The sequence below is a fragment of the Leclercia sp. M-A074-M genome (assembly GCF_965195605.1).
GTDB lineage: Bacteria > Pseudomonadota > Gammaproteobacteria > Enterobacterales > Enterobacteriaceae > Enterobacter.
In genome coordinates, this window is sequence record NZ_CBDAHM010000003.1 from 619,053 (window position 1) to 636,733 (window position 17,681).

The 17,681-nt window shown below is 54.7% G+C and carries 18 protein-coding genes and 1 rRNA gene; 8 read left to right on the top strand and 11 right to left on the bottom strand.

Annotation, left to right across the window (positions count from 1 at the left end; translation table 11 throughout):
• Positions 1-89 precede the first annotated feature (89 nt).
• Genes rseC through rseD form a run of 5 tightly spaced genes read right to left on the bottom strand, consistent with a single transcriptional unit; the run spans position 90 to position 2,838 of the window.
• On the bottom strand, positions 90-566 hold the full coding sequence (gene rseC, locus ACOKCT_RS09540) for a SoxR-reducing system protein RseC (RefSeq protein WP_114385946.1): 477 nt from the start codon (positions 564-566) through the stop codon (positions 90-92).
• The gene (gene rseB / locus ACOKCT_RS09545) at positions 563-1,516 is read right to left on the bottom strand and encodes a sigma-E factor regulatory protein RseB (RefSeq protein WP_103180757.1); all 954 of its coding nucleotides are present in this window, start codon (positions 1,514-1,516) and stop codon (positions 563-565) included. Before rseB ends, rseC begins: the two co-directional genes overlap by 4 nt.
• Positions 1,516-2,166, bottom strand: a complete 651-nt coding sequence (gene rseA / locus ACOKCT_RS09550; RefSeq protein ID WP_103180758.1) for an anti-sigma-E factor RseA — start codon at positions 2,164-2,166, stop codon at positions 1,516-1,518. Before rseA ends, rseB begins: the two co-directional genes overlap by 1 nt.
• Positions 2,167-2,197: 31 nt before the next feature.
• The gene (rpoE, locus tag ACOKCT_RS09555) at positions 2,198-2,773 is read right to left on the bottom strand and encodes an RNA polymerase sigma factor RpoE (protein ID WP_032613187.1); all 576 of its coding nucleotides are present in this window, start codon (positions 2,771-2,773) and stop codon (positions 2,198-2,200) included.
• Positions 2,770-2,838, bottom strand: coding sequence for a rpoE leader peptide RseD (rseD, locus tag ACOKCT_RS09560; protein ID WP_233212310.1), 69 nt, complete (start codon positions 2,836-2,838; stop codon positions 2,770-2,772). Before rseD ends, rpoE begins: the two co-directional genes overlap by 4 nt.
• Positions 2,839-3,195: 357 nt before the next feature.
• On the opposite strand from rseD, the gene nadB reads away from it, so the two are divergent.
• A complete protein-coding gene (gene nadB / locus ACOKCT_RS09565; RefSeq protein ID WP_159340023.1) occupies positions 3,196-4,815 on the top strand; it encodes an L-aspartate oxidase in 1,620 nt (539 codons plus the stop codon).
• Here nadB and trmN read toward each other — a convergent pair.
• Positions 4,800-5,537, bottom strand: coding sequence for a tRNA(1)(Val) (adenine(37)-N(6))-methyltransferase TrmN (trmN, locus tag ACOKCT_RS09570; protein WP_103180761.1), 738 nt, complete (start codon positions 5,535-5,537; stop codon positions 4,800-4,802). The genes nadB and trmN overlap by 16 nt on opposite strands.
• A 132-nt stretch (positions 5,538-5,669) precedes the next feature.
• Here trmN and srmB point away from each other — a divergent pair, with 132 nt between their 5' ends.
• Positions 5,670-6,998 carry an ATP-dependent RNA helicase SrmB gene (srmB, locus tag ACOKCT_RS09575; protein ID WP_159340022.1) on the top strand — a complete coding sequence of 443 codons (1,329 nt, stop codon included), beginning with the start codon at positions 5,670-5,672 and terminating at the stop codon, positions 6,996-6,998.
• Between the two features lie 51 nt (positions 6,999-7,049).
• Here the strand turns inward: srmB and grcA are convergent, their stop codons facing one another.
• A complete protein-coding gene (grcA, locus tag ACOKCT_RS09580; RefSeq protein ID WP_103180763.1) occupies positions 7,050-7,433 on the bottom strand; it encodes an autonomous glycyl radical cofactor GrcA in 384 nt (127 codons plus the stop codon).
• A gap of 314 nt (positions 7,434-7,747) precedes the next feature.
• On the opposite strand from grcA, the gene ung reads away from it, so the two are divergent.
• Entirely contained in the window at positions 7,748-8,437 is a 690-nt protein-coding gene (ung, locus tag ACOKCT_RS09585) for a uracil-DNA glycosylase (protein ID WP_103180764.1), read from the top strand.
• 93 nt (positions 8,438-8,530) lie between these two features.
• Here the strand turns inward: ung and ACOKCT_RS09590 are convergent, their stop codons facing one another.
• The gene (locus ACOKCT_RS09590) at positions 8,531-9,616 is read right to left on the bottom strand and encodes a tRNA/rRNA methyltransferase (RefSeq protein ID WP_103180765.1); all 1,086 of its coding nucleotides are present in this window, start codon (positions 9,614-9,616) and stop codon (positions 8,531-8,533) included.
• 206 nt (positions 9,617-9,822) lie between these two features.
• Between ACOKCT_RS09590 and trxC the strand changes: the two genes are divergently transcribed.
• The 5 genes from trxC to ACOKCT_RS09615 all read left to right on the top strand — a co-directional run bounded on the left by trxC (position 9,823) and on the right by ACOKCT_RS09615 (position 15,544).
• Positions 9,823-10,242: a thioredoxin TrxC gene (gene trxC / locus ACOKCT_RS09595; RefSeq protein ID WP_103180766.1), complete on the top strand. Its 420-nt coding sequence runs from the start codon at positions 9,823-9,825 to the stop codon at positions 10,240-10,242.
• Between the two features lie 71 nt (positions 10,243-10,313).
• Positions 10,314-11,012, top strand: a complete 699-nt coding sequence (gene tapT / locus ACOKCT_RS09600) for a tRNA-uridine aminocarboxypropyltransferase (protein WP_103180767.1) — start codon at positions 10,314-10,316, stop codon at positions 11,010-11,012.
• A gap of 35 nt (positions 11,013-11,047) precedes the next feature.
• Positions 11,048-13,711, top strand: coding sequence for a GNAT family N-acetyltransferase (locus ACOKCT_RS09605; protein WP_420193401.1), 2,664 nt, complete (start codon positions 11,048-11,050; stop codon positions 13,709-13,711).
• 110 nt (positions 13,712-13,821) lie between these two features.
• Positions 13,822-15,177 (top strand): CDP-diacylglycerol--serine O-phosphatidyltransferase, encoded by a 1,356-nt coding sequence (gene pssA, locus ACOKCT_RS09610; RefSeq protein ID WP_159340020.1) that lies wholly within the window; start codon positions 13,822-13,824, stop codon positions 15,175-15,177.
• 31 nt (positions 15,178-15,208) lie between these two features.
• The gene (locus ACOKCT_RS09615) at positions 15,209-15,544 is read left to right on the top strand and encodes a YfiM family lipoprotein (RefSeq protein WP_255584953.1); all 336 of its coding nucleotides are present in this window, start codon (positions 15,209-15,211) and stop codon (positions 15,542-15,544) included.
• Here ACOKCT_RS09615 and ACOKCT_RS09620 read toward each other — a convergent pair.
• The 3 genes from ACOKCT_RS09620 to rrf form a co-directional block, all read right to left on the bottom strand.
• Positions 15,541-16,848 (bottom strand): MFS transporter, encoded by a 1,308-nt coding sequence (locus tag ACOKCT_RS09620; RefSeq protein WP_156655043.1) that lies wholly within the window; start codon positions 16,846-16,848, stop codon positions 15,541-15,543. The two genes, ACOKCT_RS09615 and ACOKCT_RS09620, sit on opposite strands and share 4 nt — an antisense overlap.
• A gap of 152 nt (positions 16,849-17,000) precedes the next feature.
• Positions 17,001-17,456 carry a DUF4385 domain-containing protein gene (locus tag ACOKCT_RS09625; RefSeq protein ID WP_103180771.1) on the bottom strand — a complete coding sequence of 152 codons (456 nt, stop codon included), beginning with the start codon at positions 17,454-17,456 and terminating at the stop codon, positions 17,001-17,003.
• A 117-nt stretch (positions 17,457-17,573) separates the two neighbouring features.
• A 5S ribosomal RNA gene (gene rrf / locus ACOKCT_RS09630) occupies positions 17,574-17,681 on the bottom strand; the annotation flags it as partial.

A 17,681-nucleotide genomic window follows, 5' to 3' on the forward strand; every position in this document is an offset into this window, starting at 1 on the left:
CGTCACCAGGAAATGCTCTTCCAGCAAGCTTAGCGCGAAGATCTGGCGTTTTCTTTTATGAGATGTAAATAAAACAAAGCCCGGTAACATCACCGGGCTTCTGAAGAGAGCGTGTCGACACGCAGCTGATCGGGTGGCAATCCGACGCTGAGAATAACGGGCTGCCACGCTTCACGCTCCGCAAGACGGGAGGAAAAGCCGCGAGCCAGTAAAAAACCGCCTACGCCGCCCAGCGCTGCGCCGCACATGGCGGCGAGATCGGTCCCAAACAGTACCTGGAACAGACCGCCAAGGGCAAACAACCCCACCAGCGGGGAGAGATAGACCAGCATCGCCGAGCCAAGCAGGCTACCTTCAGCGATTCCTAACTCGACTTTTTGCCCCTCCACCAGCGGCTCTGCGCTGGGCACGCTGATCGTGTGTGAGGTCTGTGGTCCAAGTTTGTTCAGCACCCGGCTGCCGCAACCGGCGCGGGAGGCGCAGCTGTTGCAGGATGCTTTGACGTCGCAGCTGACCAGCGCGACGCCCTTATGCCATGAAACGACCGTTGCCCACTCTTTGATCATTGTGCAGCCCTGAATTTAATGCTGTCGGCGATACGTTTAGCCGTTTGCGGCGGCAGTTCACCGACAACGGTGATCTCTGCGTTATCCCGTATTGTGGTGCTGACGGTGCGACGCCCGGTACGCAACATCTGATCGGCACTGACCGGTGTTGCCCGGTTGATATTAACCGAGAAGCTGAACAAGCCGTCGGAGTAAAGACGGGATTCAACCGGGGTATCGATGGTGGGCAGCTGGCGTCGACTGCTGGAGACTTCACTGAAGCCCTGCGGGATCCAGTTGGGCGCCCAGTTAAAGTTGACGTTATCCCCCGCCGGGACGGAGAGCAGCGGCGGCAGGTTCGCTTTTGCCAGATTCTGCATGCTGTTACCGACCTGATCGTCGATGGTGAAAGAGATCACCCGGAACTGCTCCAGCGTCTCACCATCCCGATCCAGCAGATCGACCCGCATTGGCAGCTTGGTCTCTGCATCCATCCAGACGATATAGCTGTAACGTGTTCCGTCTCTGGCGACCACCCGCAGCACCTCGCAGAGCCGATCGGCGATACGGGTACGTCCTACGGAGATAAAGTCGTAGTAAGGGGAGAGCCGTTTAAAATCGGTATAAATGAGCGAAGGCAGCGAATCAACAATGTAGTCGCCATTCAGCGTAAAGGGTTCGAGACCCGGCTCGAAATAGCTGATTTCATTGCCACGCTGCACGACTTCGCGGCGCGGACCATCCATCTGCAAAAGCTGGGCAAGCGGCTGTTTATCAAGACGGGCATGGCGATAGCGTAACGACTCTACACCTTGCTTATTGATACTGATAAAAGACAGCTCGTAGTTGAGTGACTGGCTGGCCTGGTTCATTTGCTGCAACAACGCCCCGGACGATACATCAGCCGAGGCGTTGACAGTGAACAACAGGCTACCCGCCATCAGAGACATGGCGCACCAAAGTTGCTTCATTACTGCGATTGCGTTCCTAAAGTTTGGTTTCCTGGCACTTGCACAGCAGCCTGCTGCGTTTGCGCCTGTTCAAACTGAAGCTGTTCAGAATGCAGACGACGCTGCAATTCATAATCCTGCAACATCGCGTTAATACGACGGCGCTGCTCCTGGACCTGCTGCTGCTGACCGGCACCGGCCGAGGCATCAGAAGGAATACCCAGACTTACCGGGCTGGCTTTGCCCATCATCGGCAGTGTATTAAACACTGGCGCTTCTGGTTGCTGGCTCACTTCAGATTGAGTGTTATAGTGCTGGACGCCCACAATAACTGCAAGCGATACGCAAGCAGCCACACCCATTTGAGTCAGTTGACTCGCCCAGGGGCGCACTTTGTTCCAGAAAGGCATCTTCTGCCACAGGTGCGGTGCAGGTTGGGCTTCGGGGATTAGCGGGGTGGCCTGAGAAACAGGTTCGTTCTCTATGGCCGCCATTACGCGAGCTGAGATATCAAAATGGAGGAGATCGCTGGTATCGCCGCGCAGAGTATCGCGAATGAGATGATAACTCTCCCAGGTTTTTTGCATCTCAGGAGAGCGAGAGAGCTCGTTGAGCATCTCACTGTCCAGCGTTTCACCATCCATCAAAGCGGAAAGTTGTTCTTTCTGCATGCCTAATACCTTTTCCAGTATCCCGCTATCGTCAACGCCTGATTAGCGGTTGAACTTTATTATCAATAGCTTCTCGCGCACGAAAGATCCGTGAGCGAACCGTACCGACCGGGCAATCCATGATAGCGGCTATCTCTTCATAGCTCAGGCCATCTAACTCCCGCAACGTAATTGCCATGCGTAAATCTTCCGGGAGCGACTCGATGGTGCGAAAAACTATTTGTCTCAGTTCTTCTGACAACATTAAGTTCTCAGGGTTCGAAATTTCTTTCAACGCACCGCCGCTTTCAAAATTTTCAGCGTCGATAGCATCGACATCGCTTGAAGGCGGACGTCGGCCCTGAGCGACGAGGTAGTTCTTAGCCGTATTGACGGCAATACGGTACAGCCAGGTATAAAAAGCACTATCTCCCCGGAAAGATTCCAGCGCACGATAGGCCTTAATGAAAGACTCTTGTACCACATCAGGAACATCCCCTGACGGTACATAGCGGGACACCAGACTCGCCACCTTATGCTGGTAGCGCACCACCAGTAGGTTAAAGGCTTTCTGATCTCCCTTCTGGACCCGTTCAACCAGAATCTGGTCCGTTAACTGCTCGCTCATCCGAGGTAAAGTCTCCCCAAACCTAAATTCCACGCGTTATCGAAACGCCACTCCAAACACTGCACTGTGAGCAAGCAGTTGCTTTGAGGGTCTTTATTTCAATTAGTTCCGTCACGCCTTTGTTTTTGTTAATCACGTCGCAGACCGTTCATTTTCTATCATTATAAGTCTGATACCGATACGTACCCAGTTTCTGCTAAGAAATGGTCTTTTACCGCTTGCAGGGTAACGCAAGACGGGCTTTATTTCACCACAAAATCTGAAGCTAACGATCTGCTACGCAAAATATTTTCGCCCTTTTAGTCCCTTATCGCTGTCCAGCCTTTGTTTAGTCATTGCAACAACTCTTAAAAAAAACGTGCGATTCATCGCATTCAGGTGCTATGCTGGCCAAACACTGTTTAGTAAATTAAACACACATCATGAACGCAATTTCCGAACTCACCTGTGACGTACTGATTATCGGCAGCGGTGCCGCCGGCCTTTCACTGGCGCTGCGACTCGCCCCACACCAGAAAGTGATTGTCCTCAGCAAAGGTCCTGTTAGCGAAGGTTCTACCTTCTATGCCCAGGGCGGAATTGCTGCGGTGTTTGATGAAACTGACAGTATCGACTCCCATGTCGAAGATACCCTGATTGCAGGTGGCGGTATCGTGGACCGACACGCGGCTGAATTTGTCGCCAGTAATGCCCGCCACTGCGTGCAATGGCTGATCGATCAGGGCGTGCTGTTTGATACCCACGTGCAGGCCAATGGAGAAGAGAGTTACCACCTGACGCGTGAGGGCGGACACAGCCATCGCCGGATCCTGCATGCCGCAGATGCCACTGGTAAAGCAGTCGAAACGACGCTGGTCAGCCAGGCGTTAAGCCATCCCAACATCCGGGTGCTGGAACGCAGCAACGCGGTGGATTTGATCATCTCCGATAAGATTGGTCTGCCGGGCACGCGGCGCGTTGTGGGAGCCTGGGTCTGGAACCGTAATAGAGAGAAGGTGGAAACCTGTCGGGCAAAATCGGTTGTACTGGCAACCGGCGGTGCCTCTAAGGTGTATCAGTACACCACCAACCCGGATATTTCCTCAGGGGACGGTATTGCCATGGCCTGGCGAGCAGGCTGTCGCGTGGCCAATCTGGAATTTAACCAGTTCCATCCCACTGCGCTATTCCACCCGCAGGCACGCAACTTCCTGCTGACCGAAGCGCTACGCGGTGAAGGCGCGCATTTAAAACGCCCGGATGGCACGCGCTTTATGCAGGATTTCGACGAGCGGGGCGAGCTGGCGCCGCGTGATGTCGTGGCCCGCGCTATCGATCATGAGATGAAACGCCTGGGCGTGGACTGCATGTATCTGGATATCAGCCACAAACCCGAAGCCTTTATTCGCCAGCACTTCCCGACCATCTATGAAAAACTGTTGGGGCTCGGCATCGATATCACCAAAGAGCCGATGCCGGTGGTGCCCGCGGCGCACTATACCTGCGGCGGCGTGATGGTCGACGATCATGGCCGGACCGACGTTGACGGCCTGTACGCCATCGGCGAGGTGAGCTACACCGGCCTGCATGGCGCGAACCGAATGGCATCAAACTCGCTTCTGGAGTGCCTTGTGTATGGCTGGTCAGCGGCGGAAGATATCACGAAGCGCATGCCTTACGCCCGCCAGGTGGAAAACCTGCCGGACTGGGACGAAAGCCGCGTGGAGAACCCGGATGAACTGGTCGTGATCCAGCATAACTGGCACGAGCTGCGCCTCTTTATGTGGGATTACGTCGGCATTGTGCGCACCACCAAACGTCTGGAGCGCGCCCTGCGCCGTATTACCATGCTGCAGCAGGAAATTGATGAGTATTACGCCCATTTCCGCGTATCCAATAATTTGCTGGAACTGCGTAATCTGGTTCAGGTGGCGGAGCTGATTGTGCGCTGCGCAATGATGCGCAAAGAGAGCCGCGGTTTGCACTACACGCTCGACTACCCGGAGCAGCTTGAGCATTCCGGCCCGTCGGTGCTCTCACCGCTGGCTCACATAAATAAATAGAAGGGGTGGGTCAGCGCCGTGTAGTCATCGGAATAACGCTGATCTGGCCCACGTATCACCAGCCTGTCGCTGAAGCACTCTCCCTCTTTCGGCGACAGCGCCAGCAGCACCCGGTGCGGCAGCCTGCCGTCGGTTTCCGCAATATCGGTGCGCAGGCGTAAAAACCAGCCCATCTCCAGCGCGCTGGCAATAAATGCACTGCCTGCGCTCTCCGGTAATACCACGCAGAAAAATCCCTCTTCGGAGATCAACCCGGCAGCGCAGGCTAACAGCGCGCCATGATCGAGCGTGTCGGTATACCGGGCCTGCTCTCGCTGGGGTGTAGCACAGGCTACGCCCGGTTCAAAATAGGGAGGATTGCTGACAATCAGGTCATAGCGGCCCGTTTGTTCTGGCGCCCAGGCAAGAACATCCGCACAATGAAGAGATACGCGCGAAGCCCAGGGGGATTCCGCTACGTTTTCCGCTGCCTGCTCAGCCGCCTGGGGATCCAGTTCAACCGCGTCAAGCGTGACAGCGTGTTCGGTACGCTGCGCCAGCATCAGGGCTAATAATCCGCTGCCGCTGCCAATGTCGAGGATACGTTTAACGCCTGCTACCGGTGCCCATGCCCCCAGTAAAATGCCATCAGTGCCGACTTTCATTGCACAGCGATCGTGGGCAACAAAGAACTGCTTAAAAGTAAAACCATCGCGGCGCAGCTGCGCTTTGAGTTGAGACATGTCGGAGCAACCTTCAAAGTGAAACGGGAGTAGCATAGGTGAAAGCGTAACGACGGAAAAGGGATATCCACACAAACAGATGAAGATTGCAGCCGTAACGTCTATAATCAGCGCCCCACACAGAGGTAGAACATGACTGTAACGACTTTTTCCGAACTTGAACTCGATGAAAGCCTTCTGGACGCGCTCCAGGAAAAAGGCTTCACACGCCCGACCGCTATTCAGGAAGCGGCAATTCCGCCTGCACTGGAGGGCCGTGACGTGCTCGGTTCTGCGCCAACCGGCACGGGTAAAACGGCAGCCTATTTGCTGCCTGCGTTGCAGCATCTGCTGGATTTTCCGCGTAAGAAATCAGGTCCGCCGCGTATTCTGATCCTCACCCCGACCCGTGAACTGGCGATGCAGGTTACCGATCATGCCCGTGAGCTGGCGAAGAATACCCACCTGGATATCGCAACCATTACCGGCGGTGTGGCCTATATGAACCACGCCGAAGTATTCAGTGAGAACCAGGATATCGTCGTTGCGACGACCGGGCGTCTGCTGCAATACATCAAAGAAGAGAACTTCGACTGCCGTGCGGTTGAAACCTTAATTCTTGACGAAGCTGACCGTATGCTGGATATGGGCTTTGCGCAGGATATCGAACACATTGCCGGTGAGACCCGCTGGCGTAAGCAGACTATGCTCTTCTCCGCGACGCTGGAAGGCGATGCAATTAAAGATTTTGCTGAGCGTCTTCTGGAGGACCCAGTTGAGGTTTCCGCCACCCCGTCCACCCGCGAGCGCAAGAAGATCCATCAGTGGTACTACCGCGCCGATGATATTCAGCATAAAACCGCGCTGCTGATCCACCTGCTGAAACAGCCTGAAGCCACCCGCTCTATCGTCTTTGTACGGAAACGTGAGCGTGTGCACGAGCTGGCGACCTGGCTGCGTGAAGCGGGTATCAATAACTGCTATCTCGAAGGCGAGATGGTGCAGATTAAACGTAACGAAGCGATCAAACGTCTGACCGATGGCCGCGTGAACGTGCTGGTGGCGACCGACGTTGCTGCGCGCGGTATTGATATTCCTGATGTCAGCCACGTGTTCAACTTCGATCTGCCGCGCACTGCGGATACCTATCTCCACCGCATTGGCCGTACCGGTCGTGCCGGGCGTAAAGGGACAGCCATTTCGCTGGTCGAAGCGCATGACCATCTGCTGCTGCAAAAAATTGGTCGTTACGTTGAAGAGCCGCTGAAGGCCCGCGTGATCGACGAACTGCGTCCGAGCACCCGTGCGCCGAGCGAAAAAATGACGGGCAAACCGTCCAAGAAAGTGCTCGCTAAACGTGCCGAGAAAAAGGCGAAAGAGAAAGAGAAACCGCGCGTGAAGCAACGCCACCGTGATACCAAAAACGTGGGCAAGCGTCGTAAGCCTAGCGGCAGCGCGCCGGTGACACAGAAAGAAGAGTAATAAAAAAGCCGGGTTCTAACCCGGCTTTTTTTATCTGTACGCTGGTAACGATTACAGGCTGGCAGTAAAGGTACGGGCAATAACGTCGCGCTGCTGTTCGGCAGTCAGTGAGTTAAAGCGTACCGCGTAGCCAGAAACACGGATGGTCAGCTGCGGATATTTTTCCGGATGCTTAACAGCATCTTCCAGCGTTTCACGACGCAGCACGTTAACGTTCAGATGCTGACCGCCTTCAACGCGGACTTCAGGTTTGATTTCCATAGGGATTTCGCGGTATTCGAACTCGCCCAGCGCGTTAACCTGAACAACTTCATCTTCAGCAAAGCCTGCTTTTGCGCATACGCAACGCGCTTCGCCTTTCTCGCTGTCCAGCAGCCAGAAAGAGTTCAGCAGGTCGTCGTTTGCAGCTTTAGTAATCTGGATACCAGTAATCATGTGATGTCTCCCTTACACTACAATATTGGGTGTCGCCCGTTCGTCCGGGCAATTGGTAAAACCATTGTTGCTTGAGTGTATATATATCAGTCAAACCCTCGCCATTCCTTGACTTAAATCAACAAAAACCACACCAGTAAAAGGGTGATAAACGGAGATTATTGTTTTATATCAATTTTAACCTCGCAATTGGCTTCAAAATTCCGTGTAAATTTTCAATATTTTTCAGTGCAATGACATTTTTGGCTCGCCAGTTTTGTTCCCTCGTCATATGCAGTTAAGCTAAAGACAGTGAAAATTCGCAGGAGAGCGAGATGACAGCACCTTTAACCTGGCACGACGTACTGGCCGATGAAAAAAAACAGCCTTACTTCGTTAATACTCTGAATACCGTTGCCGCGGAACGTCAGGACGGCATCACCATCTATCCGCCCCAGAAAGATGTGTTCAACGCCTTTCGTTTTACCGAGCTGGCAGATGTCAAAGTGGTTATCCTGGGACAGGATCCCTACCACGGACCGGGTCAGGCACACGGCCTGGCGTTTTCTGTGCGTCCGGGCGTTGCTATCCCCCCTTCCCTGCTGAATATGTATAAGGAGCTGGAAGCCTCCGTACCGGGGTTTACCCGACCTTCACATGGTTACCTGGAAAGCTGGGCGCGTCAGGGCGTTCTGTTGCTCAACACCGTGCTGACGGTTCGCGCCGGGCAGGCCCATTCTCATGCCAGCCTCGGGTGGGAGACATTTACCGACAAGGTCATCAGCCTGATTAACCAGCACCGGGAAGGCGTGGTCTTTTTGCTCTGGGGATCGCATGCGCAGAAGAAAGGGTCGATCATTGATACTCAGCGCCATCATGTGCTGAAAGCGCCGCACCCGTCACCGCTGTCAGCCCATCGCGGCTTTTTTGGCTGCAATCATTTTGTGCTGGCGAATGAGTGGCTGGAGAAACAGGGCGAAACGCCGATTGACTGGATGCCGGAGTTACCGGCTGAAAGCGAGTAAGTTGTTGTAGGCCGGGTAAGGCGAAGCCGCCACCCGGCACATTGCCCGGCGGCGCTACGCTTGCCGGGCCTACGAACGACGAACAAAGCGGGATTATGCTTTGTTCTGACGCCACCATTCCGCCAGCAGAACGCCGGTCGCAACGGATACGTTGAGGCTTTCTACATTGCCGGTGCCATCGATAGAGACGCTCAGATCGGCGCTGGAGAGTGCCGCATCGGAGAGACCATCGCGCTCCTGACCCAACACCAGCACCATCTTACGGGGCAGTGTCGCTTTAAACAGCGGCGTGGTGCCTTTGTGGCTGGAGGTGGTCACGATGGCATAGCCCGCCTGACGGAACTGCTCAATCGCTTCCAGCACGCTGTCGCCAGTGATCGGCTGAACGTGCTCCGCGCCGCCTTCCGCCGTACGGATTGCTGCGCCGGATTCCAGCAGAGCCGCATCCTGCAACAGAACGCCTTTCACGCCGAAGTGGGCACAGCTGCGCATCATGGCGCCGAGGTTGTGCGGGTTACCCACGTCTTCCAGGGCCAGCACGCAATCATCTTCGCCAGCCTGGCTGACCCACTGCTTAACGGTGGTACCGTTACGTTTCTTAATCAGGAAGCAGACGCCACCATGGTGTTCGGTGCCAGACGCTTTGGTGATCTCAGCATCGTCCACCACATGGTAGGCTTTGCGGTTGGCCGCCATCCAGCGCAGCGCTTCTTTGAAACGCGGCGTGACGCTCTGGATGAACCAGGCGCGCACGATGCAATCAGGACGGCTCTGGAACAGGGCCTGACAGGCGTTTTCGCCATAGACGCGCGTCTCTTCGGCACGCTGACGGCGGATCACTTCCGGATCGATAACCGTTTTACCGGCCATGCTGCCGTGATCGACGGGCGCTGTGGACTCGTCGCCCGGCGCGCGGGAGACGGTACGCCACGGTGAGGCGTCGCGGCTAAAATCGTCGCGTTTGAAATCATCACGCTTACGGTCGTCACGTTTGCGGTCATCACCGCGGCTGCTTCTCTCATCGCGGGCGGGGCGACGGCCACCGTCTGCACGAGATGGCCCTGGACGTCCGCCACCTTTTCCGGTACGCGGATTTTGGGTGCGTTTATCAGAGTCATCGTCACTGCGGACATACATCACTTTGACCTTGCCGCTTTTGTTTTTCAGTTCGTCGTTCATGCTTTTCTCCACCAGCGCTGCGCGAAGCGCGCAGATTACCCGATGTCCCGGCGCATAGCCATTACTTCGTATAAAAGCCTGTGACTATTGTTCTCATTGAACAAAACGCATTGTCGTTTCAAACAGGGTCGTTGATAATATGTAACATATTGGAAACATAACCGGCATGTTGCCGATTTGTCCCCCTGCTCTACCTGAGGTTAGTTATGAATACCGTATGTGCCAACTGCCAGGCTCTTAACCGCATTCCGGAAGATCGCATTGATGACGGAGCAAAATGCGGACGCTGCGGTCATGAATTGTTCGATGGTGACGTGATTAATGCTACCGGCGAAACTCTGGATAAACTGCTGAAGGATGATCTGCCGGTTGTTGTAGACTTCTGGGCACCCTGGTGCGGCCCTTGCCGTAACTTTGCGCCGATCTTTGAAGATGTCGCCGAAGAGCGTAGCGGTAAAATGCGTTTTGTGAAAGTGAACACCGAAGCTGAGCGCGAACTGAGCTCCCGCTTCCGCATTCGTAGTATCCCGACCATTATGATTTTCAAAAATGGTGAAGTCGTCGATATGCTCAATGGTGCCGTTCCGAAAGCACCTTTTGATAGCTGGCTGAACGAATCCCTCTGACATTCCGGGGCACGTAACTTGTGCCCCGCCCTCGCCTCTGCGAGAATGGCGTTTTTTCTGCGCTCCTTCCCATGACTGATAACGCCGTACTGCAACTGCGCGCCCAACGCCTGGCGCGTGCGACTCGCCCTTTTCTTGCCCGTGGTAACCGCATTCGTCGCTGTCAGCGCTGTCTGCTGCCGCTCAGGCAGTGTCTCTGCGCGACGCTGGCGCCCAGCCATGCTCAAAGCCGTTTCTGCCTGGTGATGTTCGATACCGAACCGATGAAGCCCAGCAACACCGGACGGCTGATCGCCGATATTCTACCGGATACCGCAGCCTTCCAGTGGTCACGCACTGAGCCACCTCAGGCGCTGCTCGATCTGGTCGCCAGCCCCGACTATCAACCGATGGTAGTGTTTCCGGCCTCCTACGCCGGTGAGACGCGCCAGGTAATTACCGCGCCCTCCGCCGGCAAACCGCCGCTGTTTATCATGCTGGATGGCACCTGGACTGAAGCGCGTAAAATGTTTCGCAAAAGCCCCTATCTGGATGCGCTGCCGGTGATCTCCGTCGATTTGTCGCGCGTCTCGGCTTACCGGCTGCGTGAAGCCCACGCAGAAGGCCAGTATTGTACTGCCGAAGTGGCCATTGCCCTGCTGGATCTGGCGGGGGACGTTCAGGCGGCAGGCGCCCTGGGCGATCACTTCTCACGCTTTCGCGAACGTTATCTGGCCGGAAAAACCATTCATAAGGGAAGCATCACAGCGGCGGAGCCGGAAAGCGTTTAAAATCATCAGGTCACTCGCCTTTTCAGGAGATCTGTATGAGCCAGCGCGGGCTAGAAGCCTTACTCCGCCCTAAATCCATAGCCGTGATTGGCGCGTCGATGAAGCCTGAACGCGCCGGTTATCTGATGATGCGTAACCTGCTCGCTGGCGGCTTTAATGGCCCGATACTGCCGGTTACCCCCGCGTATAAGGCGGTGTTGGGTGTCCTTGCCTGGCCGGATGTGGAGAGCCTGCCCTTCATTCCCGATCTCGCGGTGCTCTGCACCCACGCCCGACGTAACATCGCCCTGCTCGACGCGCTGGGGAAGAAGGGCTGCAAAACCTGCATTATTCTCTCTTCGCCCCCTGAACAACAGGCGGAGCTGCTGGCCTGCGCGACGCGCTACCAGATGCGACTGCTGGGGCCAAACAGTCTGGGTCTGCTGGCACCGTGGCAGGGGCTGAATGCCAGCTTTTCTCCCGTCCCGATACGTAAAGGCAAGCTGGCCTTTATTTCCCAGTCGGCGGCGGTCTCTAATACCATCCTCGACTGGGCCCAGCAGCGCGAAATGGGCTTTTCCTATTTCATTGCGCTGGGCGACGGTCTGGACATTGACGTTGACGAGCTGCTGGATTTTCTGGCGCGCGATAGCAAAACCAGCGCCATCTTGCTCTATCTTGAGCATCTCAGCGACGCGCGACGCTTCGTCTCGGCAGCCCGTAGCGCTTCACGCAACAAACCGATTCTGGTGATCAAAAGCGGGCGTAGCCCGGCCGCCCAGCGTCTTTTGCATTCTCATTCAGGCATGGATCCGGCATGGGATGCCGCTATCCAGCGTGCCGGCTTGCTGCGTGTTCAGGACACCCACGAACTCTTTTCCGCTGTCGAAACGCTCAGCCATATGCGCCCGCTGCGCGGGGAACGGCTGATGATCATCAGTAACGGGGCCGCACCGGCCGCGCTGGCGCTGGATGAACTGTGGCTGCGTAACGGTAAGCTGGCCACACTCAGCGAAGAGACAATGCAGCGCCTGCGTGAGGCATTGCCGTCCGGCGTGGAGCCGGGTAATCCACTCGACTTACGCGACGATGCCAGCAGCGAGCACTATCTCATGGCACTCACTATCCTGCTGGACAGCCAGGATTTTGATGCCCTGATGGTTATTCACTCCCCTAGTGCCGTAGCCCCGGGCAGCGAAAGCGCTCGTGCGCTGATTGATATTGTGAAGAAGCATCCGCGTGGAAAGTATGTGTCGCTTCTGACCAACTGGTGCGGTGAATTTTCATCTCAGGAGGCGCGACGTCTGTTTAGCGAGGCTGGCCTCCCCACTTACCGTACCCCGGAAGGCACTATCACCGCTTTTATGCATATGGTGGAGTACCGGCGCAATCAGAAACAGCTGCGGGAGACGCCTGCCCTGCCGGGAAACCTGACCGCCAATACGGGTCATGCTCACGACCTGTTGCAGCGTGCCATTGATGACGGCGCGCGTTCGCTGGATACCCATGAGGTACAGCCGATCCTCACCGCCTATGGCCTGCATACACTGCCCACCTGGATCGCCAGCGACAGCGCGGAAGCGGTGCATATTGCCGAGCAGATCGGTTATCCGGTAGCACTGAAACTGCGTTCGCCAGATATCCCGCATAAATCTGAAGTTCAGGGGGTGATGTTGTATCTGCGTACCGCGGCGGAAGTCCAGCAGGCGGCGGATGCCATTATCGATCGCGTTAAAATGGCCTGGCCCCAGGCGCGGATCCACGGCCTGCTGGTGCAGAGCATGGCTAATCGTGCCGGCGCGCAGGAGCTACGGGTGGTAGTGGAACACGATCCGGTCTTCGGTCCGCTGATTATGCTGGGCGAAGGGGGCGTGGAGTGGCGCCCTGAAGAGCAGGCGGTGGTTGCCCTGCCGCCCCTGAACATGAACCTGGCGCGTTATCTGGTGATTCAGGGGATTAAGAGCAAAAAGATCCGTGGACGCAGTGCCTTAAGACCGCTGGATATCGCCGCCCTGAGCCAGTTCCTGGTGCAGGTATCGAACCTGATTGTCGATAGCCCGGAAATCCAGCGTCTGGATATTCATCCTTTACTGGTATCCGGCAGCGAACTGACGGCGCTGGATGTGACGATGGATGTGGCGGCCTATACCGGCGATCGCGAAAGCCGGCTTGCTATTCGCCCTTACCCCCATCAGCTTGAAGAGTGGGTGGAGATGAAAAATGGCGAACTGTCGCTGTTCCGCCCTATCCTTCCAGAAGATGAACCCCAGCTTCAGCGCTTTATCGCCCAGGTCACAAAAGAAGATTTGTATTACCGCTACTTTAGCGAAATCAACGAATTTACCCACGAAGATTTAGCCAATATGACGCAGATCGACTACGATCGGGAAATGGCTTTCGTTGCTGTCCGACGCACTGAAGAGGGCGATGAAATCCTTGGCGTCACACGTGCCATCTCCGATCCTGATAACGTTGATGCGGAGTTTGCGGTGCTTGTTCGCTCCGATCTGAAAGGTCTTGGGCTGGGAAGACGATTACTCGAAAAACTGATCAGTTATACGCGCGATCACGGACTGATCCGCCTCAATGGCATTACCATGCCTAACAACCGTGGCATGGTCGCCCTGGCGCGAAAGCTGGGCTTTACCGTTGATATCCAGCTTGAAGATGGGATCGTCGGGTTGACTCTGCAGCTTATGCCATCAGGTAAACAAGAGTAAGGTACTGGAAATGTTGACCACTTTAAACGGCACTGGTGGTATGATTGCCCGCTTCTGTTGTCTACATAGTACATATAATCCTTCAATGAACAGAGAAGAAACGCACTGTGATGTTGTCAAAATTTAAGCGTAATAAACATCAACAACACCTTGCTCAACTACCGAAGATTTCTCAGTCAGTTGATGATGTAGAGTTTTTTTATGCTCCCGCCGACTTTCGGGAGACGCTACTGGAAAAAATTGCCAGCGCAACGCATCGTATCTGCATTATCGCGCTTTATCTTGAACAGGATGAGGGCGGCAGCGCCATTTTACGCGCCGTGTACGAAGCCAAACGCCAGCGCCCTGAGCTGGATGTCCGTATCCTGGTCGACTGGCATCGCGCCCAGCGCGGTCGTATTGGCGCCGCTGCGTCCAACACCAATGCCGACTGGTATTGCCGCATGGCGCAGGAAAACCCTGGCGTAGATGTCCCCGTTTATGGTGTTCCTGTTAACACCCGCGAAGCTCTGGGCGTTCTCCATTTCAAAGGCTTTATCATTGATGACAGCGTGCTCTATAGCGGCGCGAGTCTGAACGATGTCTATCTGCATCAACTAGATAAATACCGTTACGATCGTTATCACCTGGTGCGTAATGCCCGCATGGCTGACGTCATGTTTGAGTGGGTGGACCAACATCTGGTGCATGGCCGCGGCGTGAATCGGCTTGACGATCCGCAGCGACCAAAAAGCCCGGAGATCAAAAATGAGATCCGCCTTTTCCGTCAGGAACTGCGCGATGCCATGTTCCATTTCCAGGGCGATGCCGATAATGAACAGCTTGCAGTGACCCCACTGGTTGGGCTGGGTAAATCCAGCCTGCTCAACAAGACCATCTTCCATCTGATGCCGTGTACAGAACATAAGCTGACCATCTGTACACCGTACTTCAACCTGCCGGCGGTGCTGGTGCGTAACATCATTCAGCTGTTACGCGACGGTAAAAAGGTGGAAATTATCGTTGGCGATAAAACCGCGAACGATTTCTTCATTCCTGAAGATCAGCCGTTTAAGATCATCGGCGCCCTGCCTTATCTCTATGAGATCAACCTGCGCCGCTTCCTGAGTCGCCTGCAGTACTATGTGAATACCGATCAGCTGGTTGTGCGTCTGTGGAAAGATGAAGACAACAGCTATCACCTGAAAGGCATGTGGGTTGATGATGAATGGATGCTGCTGACGGGCAATAACCTCAATCCACGCGCGTGGCGACTGGATCTTGAAAATGCGATTTTGATCCACGATCCCCGCCAGGAGCTGGCTGCTCCGCGCGACCGTGAACTGGATCTGATCCGCACGCACACCACTGTAGTGAACCATTACCGCGATCTGCAAAGTATCGCTGACTATCCGGTGAAAGTGCGTAAGCTAATTCGCCGTTTACGTCGCATCCGAATCGACCGGTTGATTAGCCGCATCCTGTAATCTTCAGCCCTGTCATTGACGGGGCTTTTTTATGGAGGTCGTTGTGCGTTATTTGCTGTTAATGGGCTGCCTGGTTTTGGGCGGATGCAGCCATATGGCTCAGGATAGCTGGTCGGGTCAGGATAAGGCGCAACACTTTTTAGCCTCGGCGATGCTCTCGGCTGCGGGTAATGAATATGCACAGCGCCAGGGCTACAGCCGCGACCGCAGCGCTGCATACGGCCTGATGTTTTCGGTCAGTCTGGGGGCATCGAAAGAGCTCTGGGACAGCCGCCCGGCAGGGAGCGGCTGGAGCTGGAAAGATTTTGCCTGGGACATAGCCGGTGCGACTACCGGCTATGCCGTCTGGCAGATGGCGGATCATTAAAGACGCACGCCTTTCCCTTTGCGGTGCAGCATTAAAGAAACCATAAATGCCAGCGCCCCCATCAGCGTGACGTACCAGAAAAAGATTGCCTCACTCCCCACCGATTTTAATGACAGGGCTACATATTCCGCTGAGCCGCCAAACAGCGCGTTAGCCACCGCATAAGATAACCCAACGCCCAGTGCACGCACCTGAGCCGGAAACATCTCTGCCTTAAGAATGCCGCTGATCGAGGTGTAAAAACTGGCAATGACCAATGCGACCATCACCAGTGCAAAAGCGGCATAAGGAGATGTGACATGCTGGAGTGCAGTGAGAATGGGCACAGTACATATTGCCGACAACCCGCCGAAAATCAGCATTGAGCTACGACGACCGATTCTATCCGACAGCGCACCGATAATGGGCTGGATGAGCATAAAGACAAAGAGCGCCACCGTCATGACCATGCTCGCCACGTTAGCGTGCATACCCGTTGTATTAACCAGATACTTCTGCATATAGGTAGTGAAGGTATAGAAGGTGAGCGAACCGCCAGCCGTAAAGCCGAGCACCATTAAAAAGGCCTTCCGGTTACGCCACAAGCCCTTAAAAGAACCTGCCTCTTTTAACGTCCTTACCTCTTTACGCGACGTTTCGTCCAGCTGACGGCGCAGCCACAGCGCCACAATGGCAAGGAGGGCGCCAAGCGCAAAAGGAATACGCCATCCCCAGGCACGGAGATCTTCATCACTCAGAACCTGTTGCAGGATCACGACGGCCAGAATTGCCAGGAGCTGTCCCCCGATCAGGGTGACGTACTGAAATGAGGCATAAAAGCCTTTACGCCCTTCCACGGCAACTTCACTCATATATGTCGCGCTTGTGCCATATTCCCCCCCAACGGAAAGTCCCTGGAACAAACGCGCCAACAGCAGTAAGGCTGGAGCCCAAGTGCCGATAGTGTCATAGCCCGGAAGGCAGGCGATAACCAGGGAGCCGAAACACATCATGCAGACGGAGATCAGCATGGACGTTTTTCGCCCCTTTCGATCGGCAATACGCCCAAAGAGCCAGCCGCCGATTGGACGCATCAAAAAGCCTGCGGCGAAAACGCCTGCAGTTTGCAGAAGCTGGGTAGTGGTGTTGCCGGATGGGAAGAAGATATGGGCAAAATAGAGCGAGCAAAACGAGTAAACGTAAAAGTCGAACCATTCAACCAGATTGCCTGAAGATGCGCCGACGATTGCCCAAATCCTGCGGCGAGTATCGTCCTCTGCCAGTTTTTTACTATCCGTATCTGTACTTGCTACGGTTTCTGTCATTTTAAATCCCCTGTCTTACAATGCGGGCCAAAGCACCCACTCCAGTAAAACCAGATTTAAAATTTAACGTTAGGTAAAATAATTGTTTCTATTATGTTTCATTTAATTTTGTTATCTCCGTCACAAAATGCGTCCTGGCACGGATAACATCATCAGCCCCACTTTTTTTGATGCGCTTGTTTTCTCTGTAAATAATCCTCATCGGCGCGAATTTTGTCCCACCATCCTTTGAATACTTTTGCGGCTTCGGCTTTAACGGGATCGTGATCCAGTGGACGAACATTGCGTTCATCATCGTACTTTTTTCCGCCTTTGTGGTTGGCGTAGCGTCTGGCGCGGGTATATCCCATCTGGATGAATTTTCTGGCCATATCCATGCCCACAAAATCGTCTTGCTGACGGTATTGCTCAAAGAGTGCGTATATTTCCTGCGCAGATTTTGTCGCAACCTCAGCATTTTTGTATCGCCAGTAGGGCAGAATTTCGCTTTTGTAAGGTTCAACCAGCAGAACGCCTTGTTCTCCCCGCCCTACCTGGTAAAGCTCAGGATGGTCGCGAAAGTTTATGTTGGCGAAATCTTGTTGATAGTTAAAGGGGGGGTTCGGCAAAATAACCTCGCTGACGATGCGTATCTTGTTATTTTAGCCAGAGATTGTTGATTGTGCCCGCCAGGGTGGAAAAGCAAAAAACCCCGCACCATAAGGTACGGGGTTTTTTAATTTGATGCCTGGCAGTTCCCTACTCTCGCATGGGGAGACCCCACACTACCATCGGCGCTACGGCGTTTCACTTCTGAGTTCGGCATGGGGTCAGGTGGGACCACCGCGCTACAG